General features: G+C 64.2%; 11 protein-coding genes and 1 pseudogene. 6 read left to right on the top strand and 6 right to left on the bottom strand.

Going from position 1 to position 14,256, the window contains the following annotated elements; genetic code table 11:
- A pseudogene (locus ABIB24_RS26440) lies at positions 1–176 on the bottom strand (hypothetical protein); the annotation flags it as partial.
- A 196-nt stretch (positions 177–372) separates the two neighbouring features.
- On the opposite strand from ABIB24_RS26440, the gene ABIB24_RS26445 reads away from it, so the two are divergent.
- Positions 373–1,065 carry a response regulator transcription factor gene (locus ABIB24_RS26445; RefSeq protein WP_137164029.1) on the top strand — a complete coding sequence of 231 codons (693 nt, stop codon included), beginning with the start codon at positions 373–375 and terminating at the stop codon, positions 1,063–1,065.
- The gene (locus ABIB24_RS26450) at positions 1,062–2,324 is read left to right on the top strand and encodes a HAMP domain-containing sensor histidine kinase (RefSeq protein WP_274121166.1); all 1,263 of its coding nucleotides are present in this window, start codon (positions 1,062–1,064) and stop codon (positions 2,322–2,324) included. The genes ABIB24_RS26445 and ABIB24_RS26450 overlap by 4 nt, the downstream gene beginning before the upstream one ends.
- A gap of 132 nt (positions 2,325–2,456) precedes the next feature.
- Here ABIB24_RS26450 and ABIB24_RS26455 read toward each other — a convergent pair whose 3' ends face one another.
- The 5 genes from ABIB24_RS26455 to ABIB24_RS26475 all read right to left on the bottom strand — a co-directional run bounded on the left by ABIB24_RS26455 (position 2,457) and on the right by ABIB24_RS26475 (position 8,440).
- Positions 2,457–4,088: a BCCT family transporter gene (locus ABIB24_RS26455; RefSeq protein ID WP_137164027.1), complete on the bottom strand. Its 1,632-nt coding sequence runs from the start codon at positions 4,086–4,088 to the stop codon at positions 2,457–2,459.
- A gap of 119 nt (positions 4,089–4,207) precedes the next feature.
- Entirely contained in the window at positions 4,208–5,332 is a 1,125-nt protein-coding gene (locus ABIB24_RS26460) for an FAD-binding oxidoreductase (RefSeq protein WP_025339222.1), read from the bottom strand.
- A 5-nt stretch (positions 5,333–5,337) separates the two neighbouring features.
- Positions 5,338–6,594 (bottom strand): aromatic ring-hydroxylating oxygenase subunit alpha, encoded by a 1,257-nt coding sequence (locus ABIB24_RS26465; protein WP_354317683.1) that lies wholly within the window; start codon positions 6,592–6,594, stop codon positions 5,338–5,340.
- 102 nt (positions 6,595–6,696) lie between these two features.
- A complete protein-coding gene (locus tag ABIB24_RS26470) occupies positions 6,697–7,602 on the bottom strand; it encodes a LysR substrate-binding domain-containing protein (protein WP_249352838.1) in 906 nt (301 codons plus the stop codon).
- 370 nt (positions 7,603–7,972) lie between these two features.
- Positions 7,973–8,440, bottom strand: coding sequence for an Lrp/AsnC family transcriptional regulator (locus ABIB24_RS26475; RefSeq protein WP_025339219.1), 468 nt, complete (start codon positions 8,438–8,440; stop codon positions 7,973–7,975).
- Positions 8,441–8,606: 166 nt separating this feature from the next.
- On the opposite strand from ABIB24_RS26475, the gene ABIB24_RS26480 reads away from it, so the two are divergent.
- The 4 genes from ABIB24_RS26480 (at position 8,607) to ABIB24_RS26495 (ending at position 14,027) form a co-directional block, all read left to right on the top strand.
- Positions 8,607–9,857: a Zn-dependent hydrolase gene (locus ABIB24_RS26480; RefSeq protein ID WP_354317685.1), complete on the top strand. Its 1,251-nt coding sequence runs from the start codon at positions 8,607–8,609 to the stop codon at positions 9,855–9,857.
- Between the two features lie 79 nt (positions 9,858–9,936).
- The gene (locus ABIB24_RS26485; RefSeq protein ID WP_354317687.1) at positions 9,937–11,148 is read left to right on the top strand and encodes a diaminopropionate ammonia-lyase; all 1,212 of its coding nucleotides are present in this window, start codon (positions 9,937–9,939) and stop codon (positions 11,146–11,148) included.
- 69 nt (positions 11,149–11,217) lie between these two features.
- The gene (locus ABIB24_RS26490) at positions 11,218–12,846 is read left to right on the top strand and encodes an APC family permease (RefSeq protein WP_354317689.1); all 1,629 of its coding nucleotides are present in this window, start codon (positions 11,218–11,220) and stop codon (positions 12,844–12,846) included.
- 14 nt (positions 12,847–12,860) lie between these two features.
- Positions 12,861–14,027 carry a M20 aminoacylase family protein gene (locus ABIB24_RS26495; RefSeq protein WP_354317690.1) on the top strand — a complete coding sequence of 389 codons (1,167 nt, stop codon included), beginning with the start codon at positions 12,861–12,863 and terminating at the stop codon, positions 14,025–14,027.
- Positions 14,028–14,256: the final 229 nt, after the last annotated feature.

Raw genomic sequence — 14,256 nt, forward strand, 5'->3', positions numbered from 1 at the left:
ACCAGTCGGCGGTCATCGGCCTGGTCGCCGACGTTCAGCGGCAAGGCACCGAAGACACTGCCGGCGGAAACCCGCTGCAGGCCGTTGACGCGGATGTCGGCGATCCTGAAGGGGGAGGCCTGGGCCAGCGTGGCGTTCAGCAGCAGGACGGAGAGCAACAGGCGCGGGTAGTTCATCGAGGGTTCCAGACAAGCGGATTCGGAGGGAGCAAGCGCGGGCAGCCCGCATGCAGCGGGCGATGAGGATACGGGCGGGCTGTGTTCGGCGCGGTTAGCCGAGGGTAAAGATGTGTAAAGTCCGACCGGCCGGCGGTGACAGTGCCGGCCGCCGGGGCGATCATTGCAACCCCTGCAATCACGATTCCTGGCCCTGATGATCCCTGTGCTGCTGGTCGACGACGACCGCGAACTCACCGAAATGCTCTCTTTGTACCTGGCCCGCGAAGGGTTCCAGGCCACCTCCGTCGGCACTGGCGAGGAGGGCGAAGCCCAGGCATTGACCGGCAACTATCAGGTGGTGGTGCTGGACGTGATGCTGCCGGGCATTTCGGGCATCGAAGTGCTGCGGCGTGTGCGCGCGCGCAGCCAGGTACCGGTGCTGTTGCTGACTGCCCGTGGCGACAACATCGACCGCATCGCCGGCCTGGAGCTGGGTGCCGATGACTATGTGCCCAAGCCCAGCTCTCCCGGCGAACTGGTGGCGCGCCTGCGGGCGATCCTGCGCCGTGTTCAGCCGCAACTGATGGGCGAAGGCATGGTGCCCGAACAGGTGCGCAGCGGTGCCCTGAAGATGTGGCCTGGTCGACGCGAGGCGCACTGGGGCGCTGCCATCCTCGAGCTGACCGGCTCCGAGTTCAGCCTGCTCGAAGCGTTGGCCCGCCAGGCCGGCCAGCTGGTCAGCAAGCAGGACCTGTCGCTCAATGCCCTGGGCCGGCCGCTGACCCGTTACGACCGGCGCATCGACGTGCACATCAGCAGCATCCGGCAAAAGCTCGGGCCGCGCGCCGATGGCAGCAGCTGGATCCAGAGCGTGCGCGGCATGGGCTACATGCTGATCGTCGAATGATGCGCCGGCGCCTGTTCTGGAAGCTGTTCCTGGCCTTCTGGCTGGCCAACACCCTGACCTTCCTGGTGGGCGCGGGCGCCTTCATGCTCAATGACCTGCGTGGTGATACCCCGGCGCTGCGCTCGCTGCTGGCCACCGAACTGCAGCTGTTGCAACGTTACGGCGAGCAGGCTGGCCGACAGTTGCTCGAGGTCTCGCCGCAGCCGCCGGATGTGCAGGTGGGCCTTTACGATAGCCAAGGCCGGTTGCTGGCCGGCAGGGCGGTGCCAGTGGCCCGGTTCGAGCAGGCGCTGAGCGACCGCGACGGCCGCCCGCTGGTGCTGCGCGCTTCGGTGGCCACGACCATTGGCGAGCCACCACGCCCGCGCAGCATGGGCCCGCTGTTTACCGGCACGCTGATGAGTGCGCTGTTCGCCTTCCTGTGCAGCCTGTACCTGACCCGCCCGCTGGCCTGGCTGCGCGAAGCAATGGGCCAGGTCGCCCAGGGTCGTTTCGAGGTGCGGGTCAAACCCAGGCTGGGCAAACGCCGTGACGAAATCGTTGAACTGGCCGAAGACTGCGACCGCATGGCCGGTCAGCTCAAGGCGTTGGTGCAGGCGCAGCAGAACCTGCTGCACGATATTTCCCACGAACTGCGCTCGCCTCTGACCCGCATGCATGCCGCCATCGGCCTGATGCGCCAGCAACCGGACCGGCTCGACATGCTTGAACGGGTGGAGCGCGAGTCGCGGCGCATGGACGACCTGATCGAGCAACTGCTGACCCTGGCCCGCGCCCAGGCCCGGCAGGGCGACGACTTCGCCACCCTCGATGTGGTCGAACTGCTGGCGCAGATCGTCGAGGACGCCCGCTTCGAGGCCGGCATGAAGCAGTGCCAGGTTTGCTTGCAGGCCCAGGGCACGTTTATCACTCATGGGCATGAAGAACTGCTGTACCGGGCGTTCGAGAACATCATCCGTAATGCCGTGCGCTACACCGCAGCAGGTACCGAGGTGTTGGTCGAGGCCGCGCTGGCGCCGGGCGGGCAATGGTTGCAGGTCAGCGTCAGCGACCATGGCCCGGGCGTCGAGCCGGCGCGCCTGCAGCGCATCTTCGAGCCATTCGACCGCGGTACCGACAGTAACGGTGATGGATTTGGCCTGGGCCTGGCGATTGCCCAGCGGGCCGTTGCGTTGCATGGCGGCAGCATCACTGCATTGGCCGCCGCGAGTGGCGGGTTGCGGGTGCGCATCGAGCTGCCGCAGGCAAACCCTGGCTGAGCCCTTGGGGCTGCGTTGCAGCCCTTTCGCGACACAAGGCCGCTCCTACAGGTACAGCGCAGGTTCGGGATTGTACATGGCCTGTAGGAGCGGCCTTGTGTCGCGAAAGGGCCGCAAGGCGGCCCCGGCTATCTATGCCACTTCACCGGTAGTGCGGGCTGGCTCCACCGCCAGATTCGCCGGCACTTCGCGGGCAATGACCTGCTCGCTGGCAAACAGGCTGCGCATCAGGCTATACCCGGTCAGCAACATGTAGAACGCAATCGGCAACCCGACCACGATGCTGGCCATCTGGATCGCCAGCAACCCGCCGGCAATCACCAGGCTGGCGGCGATCGCTCCCTCCAGCACGCACCACAGCACCCGGATCCAGTGCGGTGGGTTGATGCTGCCCAGCGAGTTGAGCATGCACAGCACCTGCGTTCCCGCATCAGCGGCCGTAACAAAGTGCACGGCGAGCAACAGGCAGATGATCACGCTCAGCACCGCACCCAAGGTCGGGCCGTCAAGGCGGTCGAGCAGGGTGAACATGGCTGTGGTGGTCTCCTTGCGCGTGGCCTCCAGTATCGGGCCACCCTGGAACGGGCCGGCGGCTGCCTGCTCGGCGACCGGCAACTGCTGGTAGGCCTGGCGCGCCTGCTGCTCATCCTTCAGTGCTGTACCGCCAAACACCGCCATCCACAGGATCGTCACCAGCGTCGGGACCAGCAGGGCGCCAAACACCAGTTCGCGGATGGTGCGGCCACGGGAGATGCGTGCAATGAACAGCCCCACGAACGGGCCCCAGGTCATCCACCACGGCCAGTAGAAGGCAGTCCAGCTCTTCTGCCAGGCGCTGTCGGCCTGAGCGTCGGTCCAGAAGCTCATGCCGATGATGTTCTGCGCGTAGTCACCAGCCGATTCGAACAGCAGGTTCATCAGGTAGTTGGTCGGGCCCAGTGCCAGCACCACCAGCATCAGCCCCAGGGAAATCCACATGTTCAGCGTCGAAAGGCGCTTCATGCCGCGCGACACGCCGGCCACCAGCGAGATCGAGGCAATCACGGTGACGATGGCGATGATGCTCAGCTTGAACGACAGGGTGACCGGGGTGCCGAACACCTGGTGCATGCCCATGTTGATCTGTTCCACGCCCAGCCCCAGCGACTGCGAGACGCCAAAGGCGGTGACCGCGCCGCCGATGATATCCACGGCATGCCCGATCGGCCCGTAGATGCGGTTGCCGATCAGCGGGTAGAGGATCGAGCGCAACGCCAGCGGCAACCCTTCACGGTAGGCGAAGTAGGCCAGGCCCAGGCCGATCACGGTGAAGATTGCCCACGGGTGCAGGCCCCAGTGCAGCAGGGTGATGCGCATGGCCATGGATGCGGCCTGGTCGGTGAGCCCCGGGGTGAACGGGTTGCTGGCATAGTGCAGCACCGGCTCGGCCACCGACCAGAAGATCAGCCCCACGCCCATGCCGGCGCTGAACAGCATGGCGATCCAGGCGGCGAAGCTGAATTCCGGTTTTTCGTCGGCACGCCCGAGCTTCAAGGTGCCAAAGCGGCTGAAGGCGATGAACACCAGCACCCCGAGGATGCCGCTGACCAGCGCCAGGTAAAACCATTTCAGGTGGTCGAGGATGGCGTCGGAGGCGGCCTTGAATACCCCGGCGGCCTGGTCGCCATAGGAGGCGCAGAGCACCACGAAGGCCACGACAATGGAAAGCGACCCAACGGTCACAACAGGATTCAGGCCCTTGAACAGGCCTTCTTTTGCACGCATCGGCTATATCCTTTTTATTCTGGCAGGCAGGTGCGAACGCACCCGCCTGGCGGCGTTGCGGGTTGAAGGGACTGCAGATGAAAAAAGGGCGCCTGAAGCTCAAGCGCCCTTGTTGTCGGTCAGAGGTCGACCACCAGGTCCGAGGTGGGGCGGCTGCAGCACAGCAGCCGCAGGCCCTTGTCGATCTCGCGCTGGCGGATGCCGCCGTTGTGCTTCATGTCGACGCTGCCTTCCAGCAGCGCCGTCTTGCAGGTACCACAAACCCCTTGGCTGCAGGACGAAGGCACCACGGCGCCTGCCAGCTTGGCAGCCGCCAGCACGGTCTGGTCGGCGCGCATGGTGAAGGTCTTGCCCGAGCGGGCCAGGTGCACCGTGAAGGTATCCAGGGCCTGGCCCGGGGCAACCGGAGCGGGTTCAGGTTCGGCTTCGGCGTTGATGTCGAAGCTTTCCTGGTGGTAGCGGGCCAGGTCGAAACCGGCACCGGCCAGCAGCGCCTTGGTGGCGTCCATGTAACCCTTGGGCCCGCAGGTGAACACGGCGCGGTCCTTGAAATCAGGGATTTCGCGTTGCAGCGCTTCCAGCGACAGGCGCCCGAGCGGGCCGTTCCAGTCGGCCTCGTCACCCTGGTTTTCGCAGAAGAACAAGGTGCGCAGCTGTGGCATGCGACGCTCCAGCTGCGCCAGTTCCTCACGGAAGATGATGTCCTTCGGCGTACGGGCGCTGTGCACGAAGACGATGTCCAGCTCGGCGTGCAGGTCGGCGGCGGCGCGGGTCATGGCCATGAGCGGGGTGACCCCGGAGCCGGCCGACAGGTACAGCAACTTGCGCGCCGGGCCGGCCACCGGGGTGAACACCCCGGCCGGGCCCGAGGCAGCCAGGGCCTGGCCCGGGCGCAGGTTGTCGTGCAGCCAGTTGGACACCGTGCCGCCCGGCACCCGCTTGACCGTGATGGCAAAGGTGAACGGCCGGGTTGGCGTGGAAGACAGGGTATAGCAGCGCGACACGCTGGCCCCGCCGATCACCGGCGACACGGTCAGGAACTGCCCGGGTTCGTAGGCCAGGGCATGGTAATCCGGGCTGTGGAAGGTGAAGGTCTTCACGTCGTGGGTTTCGTCCACCACGCTGAGGCATTCGATGCGCCGGCTTTCGCCACTGGCCCATTGCGCCCCGTGGGCGGCCCAGTGGTCGCTGTCGGTAAAACGCTGGTCGGCGCGCAGGCCGGCGATGCTGTGCAGTGCGGTCATGGCCTTCAAACCCCGTGTGCGGCGAGACGCGAGGCGTACCAGCGGGTGAACTGGTCGACGTACGGCTCGGTGAAGGTGGAGTAGGGGCCCGGCTCGAAGGCGGGGTCCTGAGTACCGCTGTGGGTGATGGCAACCAGCGCGGCATCCTGCTGGGTGGTGGCTACCCACACTTCGGTCAGGCGTTGCAGGTCGTAATCGACACCTTCGATAGCGTCGCGGTGCACCAGCCATTTGGTGCGCACCAGGGTGCGCTCCGGCGACAGCGGGATGATCCAGCTGATCATGGCATGATCACTCATCACGTGAGCCCAGGCGTTGTTGCCCCACAGGTGGGTGTCGCCGAGGTCGCGGCGAGTGAGGTTGCCCAGCAGCTTGCTGCAGGCCACCTTGGTGTCGAGGGTTTGCGACTCGCCGCTGCCGGCGATGATCATGCGCTGGGTGCGGAACTGGGTGGGTGAGCTGTCCTGCAGGTGTTCGACGGTCTCGTACAGCAGGCCGGCGCTGGCCCAGTCGGCTTCGATGCCGGCCTTGCGCACCTGGTAGGCATCATAGGAGGCACGCGCTTCGTCGCTCATTTCCTCCAGGCTGACGCCGAGGTCCTCGGACTGGTACGAGACGATCAGTTCCGGGTGGGTGCCAGCGCAGTGGTAGCACTCGCGGTTGTTTTCCATCACCAGCTTCCAGTTGCCGTTCTCGATGTAGTCGAGTTCGTAGGCGATGCGGGTGTTGGTCAGGTCGAAGGGGGCGAAGCGTGGCCCCATGACTTCTTCGAGGTCGCTGATGTCGTCCGGTGGGGTGTCGCTCAGGCACACCAGCACATGGCTGCCGATGACCTTGCAGTGCACCGGGATCAGGCTGCGGCACTTGGGGTCGAATGCCTTGCCCATGTGGCTGGCGTGCCTGAGGCTGCCGTCGAGGTCGTAGGTCCACTGGTGGTAGGGGCACACCAGCATGCCGACGGTGGACTTGCCAGGCTCTTTCAGGCGTGCGCCACGGTGGCGGCAGACATTGCGGTAGGCGCGGATCTGTTCGTCATCGTCGCGCAGGATCAGCACCGAAGCCTTGCCGATATCCACGGTAAACACATCGCCGGGCTCATCGACATCGGCAGTAACGGCTACTTGTATCCAGTGTTTGTGGAAGAAGATATCCATATCGGTGTCGAAGATATCCTGGCGGCTGTATAACTCGCCAGGCATGCCGAAGCCCGGTTGGCGCGCATCGACAAGTTCGCGATGGGTTTTATTGATTGGGCTGCTCATTGTTGTCCTCAGGCACTTTTATTTTTAATTGATAAAGCCATGTGCGGCGAATTATTGAAGTGCCCTCGAATAGCGTCAATGCGCTTAATTTTCCATTTCCCATTACCTGAGGTTATGCAGGAACGGGTTGTCGTGCGTAGGCGCCGGGCTTTGCAGCCAATGGGCAATCGCACGGGTGTACACCGATGCCGGCCGACCGTGCGGCACGACGATGTAATAGGATTCGCGGGTGCGTACGGTGAAAGGCTCCAACCGCACCAGCGCGCCGGTACTCACCAGGTGCTCCACCAGCCGCCCCCAGCCCAGGGCAATGCCGTAGCCGGCCAATGCCGCGTTGATGGCATCGGTGTACAGGCTGCAGCGCAGGTTGTAGCGGGGTGCTGCCGGGGCCAGGCCCAGTTCGCGGAACCAGCCAGGCCAGTCGACCCAGCCCTCGGAGGTGGAGTCGGCATCCAGCAGCCCGGCCCCGGCCAGTTCCTCCAAGGTGACGGGCAGGTTGTTGCGGGCCAGCCAGGCAGGGGCGCAGACCGGGAAAATTTCTTCCTCGAACAACAGGATGGCTTCGCCGTCGTCCCACTGGCCGTTGCCGTAGCGTACGTCCAGGTCGTAGTCGCGCTTGCGCAGATCGCCGGTGAACATCTGCGTGGCCAGGCGCAGCTGCACCTGCGGCAGGGCGTCGGCCAGGGCGTTCAGACGGGGCATGATGCGCAGTTGCGAGAAGGGTGCGGTGGAGCCCAGCACGATTTCCTGATGGTGGCTGATGTGGGTGATCTGGTCGAACGCGCTGGCCACCCGCTGCAGTGATTCGGAGATGCTGGCAAAGAGGATCTCGCCGCCTTCGGTCAGGTGAATGCTGCGGTGCGAGCGATGGAACAGCAGCGCCCCGAGGTTTTCCTCGAGGGCCTTGATCTGCTTGCTGACTGCCGCCTGGGTCACGCCCAGCTCAATGGCTGCCTGGGTAAAACTGTTGAGCCGGGCCACGGCTTCGAATTGCAGCAAGGCGGTCATCGACGGAATGATTCTTCGATAACCTTTTTGTTGGAAGGCGCCTGTTTGAGTTGTCATTTTATTCCAGACACGGTTGTGGGGCAGGAAGAACAAGTCGACCCGCCTGGTAATTGTTATTTTGATAAATGCACTGGCACGCATCTTGGCAACTTGTTTCATGATGCACAGTTGCCGATTGCTGTGATATTACAAACATGACAATTAATAGTAAGACTTGAAGAGTGCGCGATCCCCTGTAGGAGCGGCCGTGTGTCGCGAAAGGGCCGCAAAGCGGCCCCGGCGATCTCGGCTTCAGCGCAACAATAGCTGGGGCTGCTACGCAGCCCTTTCGCGACACAAGGCCGCTCCTACAGGGGACCGCAACAAGGCTTCAAGGCGTGAGGGTCGGCACGAACATGCCCGTCTTCACATTGCTCATCGACACCAGCGTCTTGAAGCGCTTGACGTTGTTGTTCTCGAAGAACAGCTCGCGCGTCAGCTGGGTGTACTGCTCCATGTGCCGCACCAGCATGATCAGCACGAAATCGCACTCCCCGGCCACGTAGTAGCACTGCTGCACCTGCGGGCAGGCGAGGAAGGTGCGTTTCATCTCGTCCAGCAGGTCCAGCCGCTCGTTCTCCACTTCAACCTCGGTGATCACCGTCAGCGTGTACCCAAGCTGCTCCGGGTTCACCTGTGCCACCGTGCCACGGATCACGCCGTCGGCCGCCAGCTTCTTCAACCGCCGATTGACCGCTGCCGAGGACAGGTTGACCTGCGCACCGAGGTCCAGCTGTGAAGTACCAGCGTCGCGCTGCACGGCATCGAGCAGGGCCAGGTCGAAGTGATCGAGGGGCATGAAGGGGCCTCTGTAGGTAAACAGCGGTAAACGCCGGGAATACGTAATAAAAGTGCGCGCAAAGGCCAAAAATCAAGCTTTTCGTACATGGCGAGCGAATAGAATTCTCCCATGAACAAAAACGGCGGTGTAGAGCCAAGGCTTTGCACCCAGGGAGAAACGGTTGATGAATGCGAGTACCCCACTGCAACTGAACGGCGCTTTGCTGCTGCAGCAGATCCGTGCACTCGGCCAGGTAGGCGCTGACGCCACTCACGGCGGGCGCACCCGGATCGCCCTGAGCGATGCCGAAAAGGCCGGGCGCGACCTGCTGGTCGGCTGGATGCGCGAACTTGACCTCGACGTGCAGGTCGACCGCATCGGCAACATTTTCGGTACCTTGCGCGCTGTCGCCGACAGCGGTGAGCAACGCCCACTGATGATGGGTTCGCACATCGATACCGTCACCAACGCCGGAGCCCTGGATGGCTGCTATGGCGTGCTGGCCGGGTTGGCGGTGATTCGGGCCTACCGTGATGCCGGGCGCTTGCCTGAGCGTTCGATCACCGTCGGCGCATTCACCAATGAAGAGGGTGTGCGCTACCAGCCCGACATGATGGGCTCACTGGTATATGCCGGCGGCCTGCCCTTGCAACAGGCGCTGGACACACTTGGCACCGACGGTACGCGGCTTGGCGATGAACTGGCGCGCATCGGCTATGCCGGCACGCTGGAGCCTGGCGCCATCGTGCCGCATGAATACCTCGAACTGCATATCGAGCAGGGGCCGATCCTCGAAGCCGAAAACACCCTGATTGGCGTGGTCGAGAACCTGCAGGGCATTTCCTGGCAGCAAGTAGAGGTGAAAGGGCACGCCAACCACGCCGGCACCACGCCGACCCACCTGCGTCATGACGCAGGCTTCGTCGCCAGTGCCATCGTTGCCGAGTTGCGCGCCATGGCCGTGGATTCCGGCACGACCCTGGCCACCGTCGGCTGCATGCAGTTCGAGCCGAACGTGATCAACGTCATCCCGCGCAAGGCCACCTTCACCGTCGACCTGCGCGACCCCGACGAAACCTGCCTGGCCTACGCCGAAAACCGCCTGAACCAATATCTGGAGGCGCTTGCCGAGCGCGAAGGGGTCACCATCACCACCGAGCGCCTGGTGCGTTTCGAACCGGTGATCTTCGACGCAGAGCTGGCCGATGCCATAGAAGCCTCGGCCCAGCGTTTCGGCTTCAGCCACCGGCGCATGACCTCCGGTGCTGGCCACGACGCGCAAATGATCGCCCGCATCGCCCCCGCCGCGATGATCTTCGTGCCCAGCCAGGGCGGCATCAGCCACAACCCGCGCGAGCATACCGACGACGAGCAACTGATCCAGGGCGCCCAGGTACTGCTGGATGTGGTCAGCCGTCGCCTGACCCACCCCTGATCCCCACTGTAATGCCCCGCCCGCTGAGGCCTGGTTTCAGCGGCATGGGCTTCCTGTTGCCTGCAGAAAGGAGTACCGCATGTTTGTTTCCAACCCCAAGGCCGGTCGCCAGCCTTACCCGCAAGCGTTGCAAGAGGTGATGAGCATTGCCAGGGCTGAAGAAAGCCGCCAGTGGCTGGCCGGCTGGGCGCGCTTGAACGCTGGCGCTACGCCGCTGTACAGCCTGCCTGACCTGGCCGCCGAACTGGGTGTTGCCCAGGTGTCGGTGAAGGACGAATCGGTGCGCTCGGAACTGGGCAGTTTCAAGGCCCTGGGCGCGCCGATTGCCCTGGTCCGGCTGATCCGGCGTACCTTCCCCGCGCAGCAGTTCGACCCGCGTGGCTTGCTGGAAGGCCAGTACGCCGACCTGCTGGCGCAGTTCACCGTGGTCAGCGCCACCGATGGCAACCATGGCAAGGGCCTGGCGGCCGCCGCGCAAAGCATCGGCTGCCGCTGCGTGATCGTGCTGCATGCCAACGTCAGCATCGAGCGCGAACAGGCGATTGCGGCCTATGGCGCACAGATCGTGCGCATTGCCGGCAATTACGACGCGTCGGTCGAGCATGCTGCGGAGCTGGCGGCCAGCAATGGCTGGACCGTGGTTTCCGATACCTCCTATGAAGGCTACGAAGTGATTCCGCGTGACGTGATGCAGGGCTACGGCACCATCGCTGCGGAAATCATCGAAGCCACTGCCGGGCAACCGCCGTTCACCCACGTGTTCCTGCAGGGCGGGGTGGGCGGCCTGGCGGCCGGCATCGTCAGCTACCTGTGGGAGCACTACGGCGCACAGCGCCCGCTGTTGGTCATGGTCGAGCCGGAGCAGGCGGACTGCCTGTACCAGAGCGCCTTGCTCGGCAAGCCGGCCAGGGCGACCGGCTCGGTGGACTCGGTAATGGCAGGCCTGGCGTGCGGCGAGACATCGCCGCTGGCCTGGCGCTTCCTGGAGCCGAGCGTCGATTACTTCATGACCATCAGCGATGACCAAGCTGTCGCCGCCATGCGCCGCCTGGCGGCTGGCAGCGCTCGCGACATTCCACTGGTAGCCGGTGAGTCCGGCGTCGCCGGCCTGGCCGGGCTTGCCCGCCTGGTAACGGATGCTGGCGCAGCTGCCGACCTGGGTATCGACGGCAACGCCCGCATCCTCATCATCAGTACCGAAGGCGCCACCGCCCCCGGCGTATATGCCGACCTGCTGGGCGAGTCGGCCAGCTCGGTACTGGCCCGCCAGCAAGCCTGGGTACGTACCTGATCCACCCCAGAGGGCCGGGTATTACCGGCCCTCCGTCAGCTCCACACAAGAAAAACAAGCGGAGATTCCATGAACAAACTCAAACGTGACATCAGCCCCTGGTCGCTGATGCTGACCGGCCTTGGCTCCATCATCGGTTCAGGCTGGCTGTTCGGCGCCTGGCATGCATCGGCCATCGCCGGGCCGGCGGCGATCCTGGCCTGGGTCATCGGTGCGGTGGTGGTGCTGGCGATTGCCCTGACCTATGCGGAAATGGGCGCGATGTTTCCTGAGTCCGGCGGCATGGTGCGTTATGCGCGCTATTCCCACGGCTCGCTGGTGGGCTTCCTGGCGGCCTGGGCCAACTGGATCTCCATCGTGTCGGTGATCCCCATCGAAGCGATCGCCTCGATCCAGTACATGGCCTCCTGGCCATTCCCGTGGGCCCAGGCGCTGGTGCACCACGGCGAGTTGACCCATGGCGGGCTGCTGGCCAGTGCGGGCCTGGTGCTGGTCTACTTCGGCCTGAACTACTGGGGCGTGAAGCTGTTCGTCAAGACCAACACCGCAATCACCGTGTTCAAGCTGGTGGTGCCTGCGCTGACCGCCGTCGCGCTGATCTCGACCCAGTTCAATACACAGAACTTCGGCGACGGCTCGGTTGCCAGCTTTGCGCCGTATGGCTGGTCTGCAGTGTTCACGGCAGTGGCCGCCAGCGGCATCGTGTTCAGCTACAACGGCTTCCAGAGCCCGGTCAGCCTGGCCGGCGAGGCGCGCAACCCCGGGCGCAGCATCCCGTTCGCGCTGGTCGGCTCGGTGCTCATCGCGCTGGTGGTCTACGTGATGTTGCAGGTGGCCTTCATCGGGGCCTTGAGCCCGGCGAGCATCGCTGCGGGCTGGCACAACCTGAACTTCGATTCGCCCCTGGCGCAACTGGCACTGGCGCTGAACCTGAACTGGTTGGCCATGCTTCTGTACCTGGATGCCTTCGTCAGCCCTTCGGGTACCGGCTCCATCTATACCGCCACCACTGCGCGCATGATCTATGCGATGGAGAAGAACAACACCCTGCCGAAGATCTTCGGCAACCTGCATCCGCTGTATGGCGTGCCGCGCCAGGCGATGTGGCTGAACCTGGCGGTGAGTTTCATCTTCCTGTTCTTCTTCCGTGGTTGGGGCGTACTGGCGGCGGTGATCTCGGTGGCTGTGGTGATTTCGTTCCTGACCGGGCCGATCAGCCTGATGTCGCTGCGCGCTACCGCGCCGGAAATCCACCGCCCGCTGCGCCTGAAGGGCATGGGCATCATTGCGCCGTTCGCCTTCATCTGTGCCTCACTGGTGCTGTACTGGGCCCGTTGGCCGCTGACCAGCCAGGTGATCCTCCTGGTGATCGGCGCCTTGCCTATCTATTTCTACTACCAGGCCAAAGCCGGCTGGGCGGGGTTCGCTCGCGAGCTGCGCGCCGCAGTCTGGCTGATTGGCTATCTCCCGGCGATTGCCCTGGTGTCGTGGCTGGGCAGCGAGGCGTTCGGCGGTATCGGCCTGCTGCCAGAGGGCCTGGACATGGTCGTGGTGAGCGCAGTTGCCTTCGCGTTCTACCGCCTGGGTGTGGGCAGCGGCTACCGCACGCCTTACCTGAGCGAAAGCGTCATCTGGCACGGCCAAGCGCCTGCGGATGAACCCCAACCTTCCGGTCAACGCCCGACGTTGGCCCAGTAACAGGAGCTTCAAGCATGAGCAACGACCTTGCATTCGAACTGCGCCTCAAGCAATGGCGGCACGCGTTTCACCGGCACCCGGAAACCGGCTTTGAAGAGTTCGACACCGCCGAACAGGTCGCCAGCATCCTCGCCAGCCTTGGCCTGGAGGTGCACCGTGGCATCGGTGGCACCGGCCTGGTTGCCAGCCTCACTGTCGGTGACGGCCCAGGCGTGATCGGCCTGCGTGCCGACATGGATGCCCTGAACATCACCGAACAGGCGCATCAACGGCCGCATGCGTCGTGCAACCACGGCAAGATGCACGCCTGTGGCCACGACGGGCACATGGCGATGGTGCTGGGTGCCGCAGACCTGCTGTGCCGCGAGCGTAACTTCAACGGTACCGTGCGTTTCGTGTTCCAGCCGGCCGAGGAGCATGGGCGGGGGGCCAAGGCGATGATGGCCGATGGGTTGTTCGAGCGCTTTCCGGTCGATGCCCTGTATGGCGCGCACAATATGCCGGGCATGCCGGCTGGCCATATCGCCACGCGGGCCGGTGGGATCATGGCCAGTGAGGACAACTTCGTCATTCACATCCAGGGCAAGGGCACCCATGCCGCCCGGCCGCACATGGGTATCGACCCGATGGTGATCGGTGCCGAGATCGTGCTGGCCTTGCAGACCATTGTCGCGCGCAATGTCGACCCGAGCCTGTCGGCAGTGGTTTCCTGCACCGAGTTCATCACTGATGGCATCCGCAATGCGATACCGACCCATGTCACGATCAAGGGTGACACCCGCAGCTACAGCCCTGAGGTGCAACGCCTGCTGGAAAAGCGCATGCGCGAGATCAGCGAGGGTATCTGCCACCTGCACGGTGCAACCTGCCGGTTCGAGTACAGCCACGAGTTTGCGCCGACGGTGAACTGGGCGGCGAACACGGAAATTGCCGTGGCGGCGGCGCGCAATGTGGTGGGGGCGCAGGCGGTGAATGGCGAAGTGATGCCGATGATGATTTCCGAGGACTTCGGTGCGTTTCTTCAGCAGGTGCCGGGCAACTTCGTGTTCATCGGCAATGGTGCCGAGGGCGAGGCGGGGGCTACGCCGTTGCACAACGCTTCGTATGATTTCAACGATGCGATCCTGGCAACCGGTGCCCGTTATTTTGCCGAGGTGGTCAGGGTCAGCCTGCCGCGTTGATGCCTGCTGCGATGCGGTGCGATCCCCAGGATTGACGCGTTCTTCTGAGCGGCCTTGTGTCGCGAAAGGGCTGCAAAGCAGCCCCAGGGTTTCAGCGTCACCGCATGGATTGCCGGGGCTGCTTTGCAGCCCTTTCGCGACACAAGGCCGCTCCTATGTATGGACTCGCCCACACTGTCTAGCTGCTTTTGAACATAGGAACCCTGTTGCATCTATGTATCAGGCCTGT

Source organism: Pseudomonas sp. UYEF17 (genome assembly GCF_040546125.1).
GTDB lineage: Bacteria > Pseudomonadota > Gammaproteobacteria > Pseudomonadales > Pseudomonadaceae > Aquipseudomonas > Aquipseudomonas putida_Z.

Excerpts from the sequence above, each read along its gene's own strand:
- ABIB24_RS26445 (WP_137164029.1), top strand. The coding sequence starts at position 373 with ATGATCCCTGTGCTGCTGGTCGACGACGACCGCGAACTCACCGAAATG.
- ABIB24_RS26450 (WP_274121166.1), top strand. The coding sequence starts at position 1,062 with ATGATGCGCCGGCGCCTGTTCTGGAAGCTGTTCCTGGCCTTCTGGCTG.
- ABIB24_RS26455 (WP_137164027.1), bottom strand. The coding sequence starts at position 4,088 with ATGCGTGCAAAAGAAGGCCTGTTCAAGGGCCTGAATCCTGTTGTGACC.
- ABIB24_RS26460 (WP_025339222.1), bottom strand. The coding sequence starts at position 5,332 with ATGACCGCACTGCACAGCATCGCCGGCCTGCGCGCCGACCAGCGTTTT.
- ABIB24_RS26465 (WP_354317683.1), bottom strand. The coding sequence starts at position 6,594 with ATGAGCAGCCCAATCAATAAAACCCATCGCGAACTTGTCGATGCGCGC.
- ABIB24_RS26470 (WP_249352838.1), bottom strand. The coding sequence starts at position 7,602 with ATGACCGCCTTGCTGCAATTCGAAGCCGTGGCCCGGCTCAACAGTTTT.
- ABIB24_RS26475 (WP_025339219.1), bottom strand. The coding sequence starts at position 8,440 with ATGCCCCTCGATCACTTCGACCTGGCCCTGCTCGATGCCGTGCAGCGC.
- ABIB24_RS26480 (WP_354317685.1), top strand. The coding sequence starts at position 8,607 with ATGAATGCGAGTACCCCACTGCAACTGAACGGCGCTTTGCTGCTGCAG.
- ABIB24_RS26485 (WP_354317687.1), top strand. The coding sequence starts at position 9,937 with ATGTTTGTTTCCAACCCCAAGGCCGGTCGCCAGCCTTACCCGCAAGCG.
- ABIB24_RS26490 (WP_354317689.1), top strand. The coding sequence starts at position 11,218 with ATGAACAAACTCAAACGTGACATCAGCCCCTGGTCGCTGATGCTGACC.
- ABIB24_RS26495 (WP_354317690.1), top strand. The coding sequence starts at position 12,861 with ATGAGCAACGACCTTGCATTCGAACTGCGCCTCAAGCAATGGCGGCAC.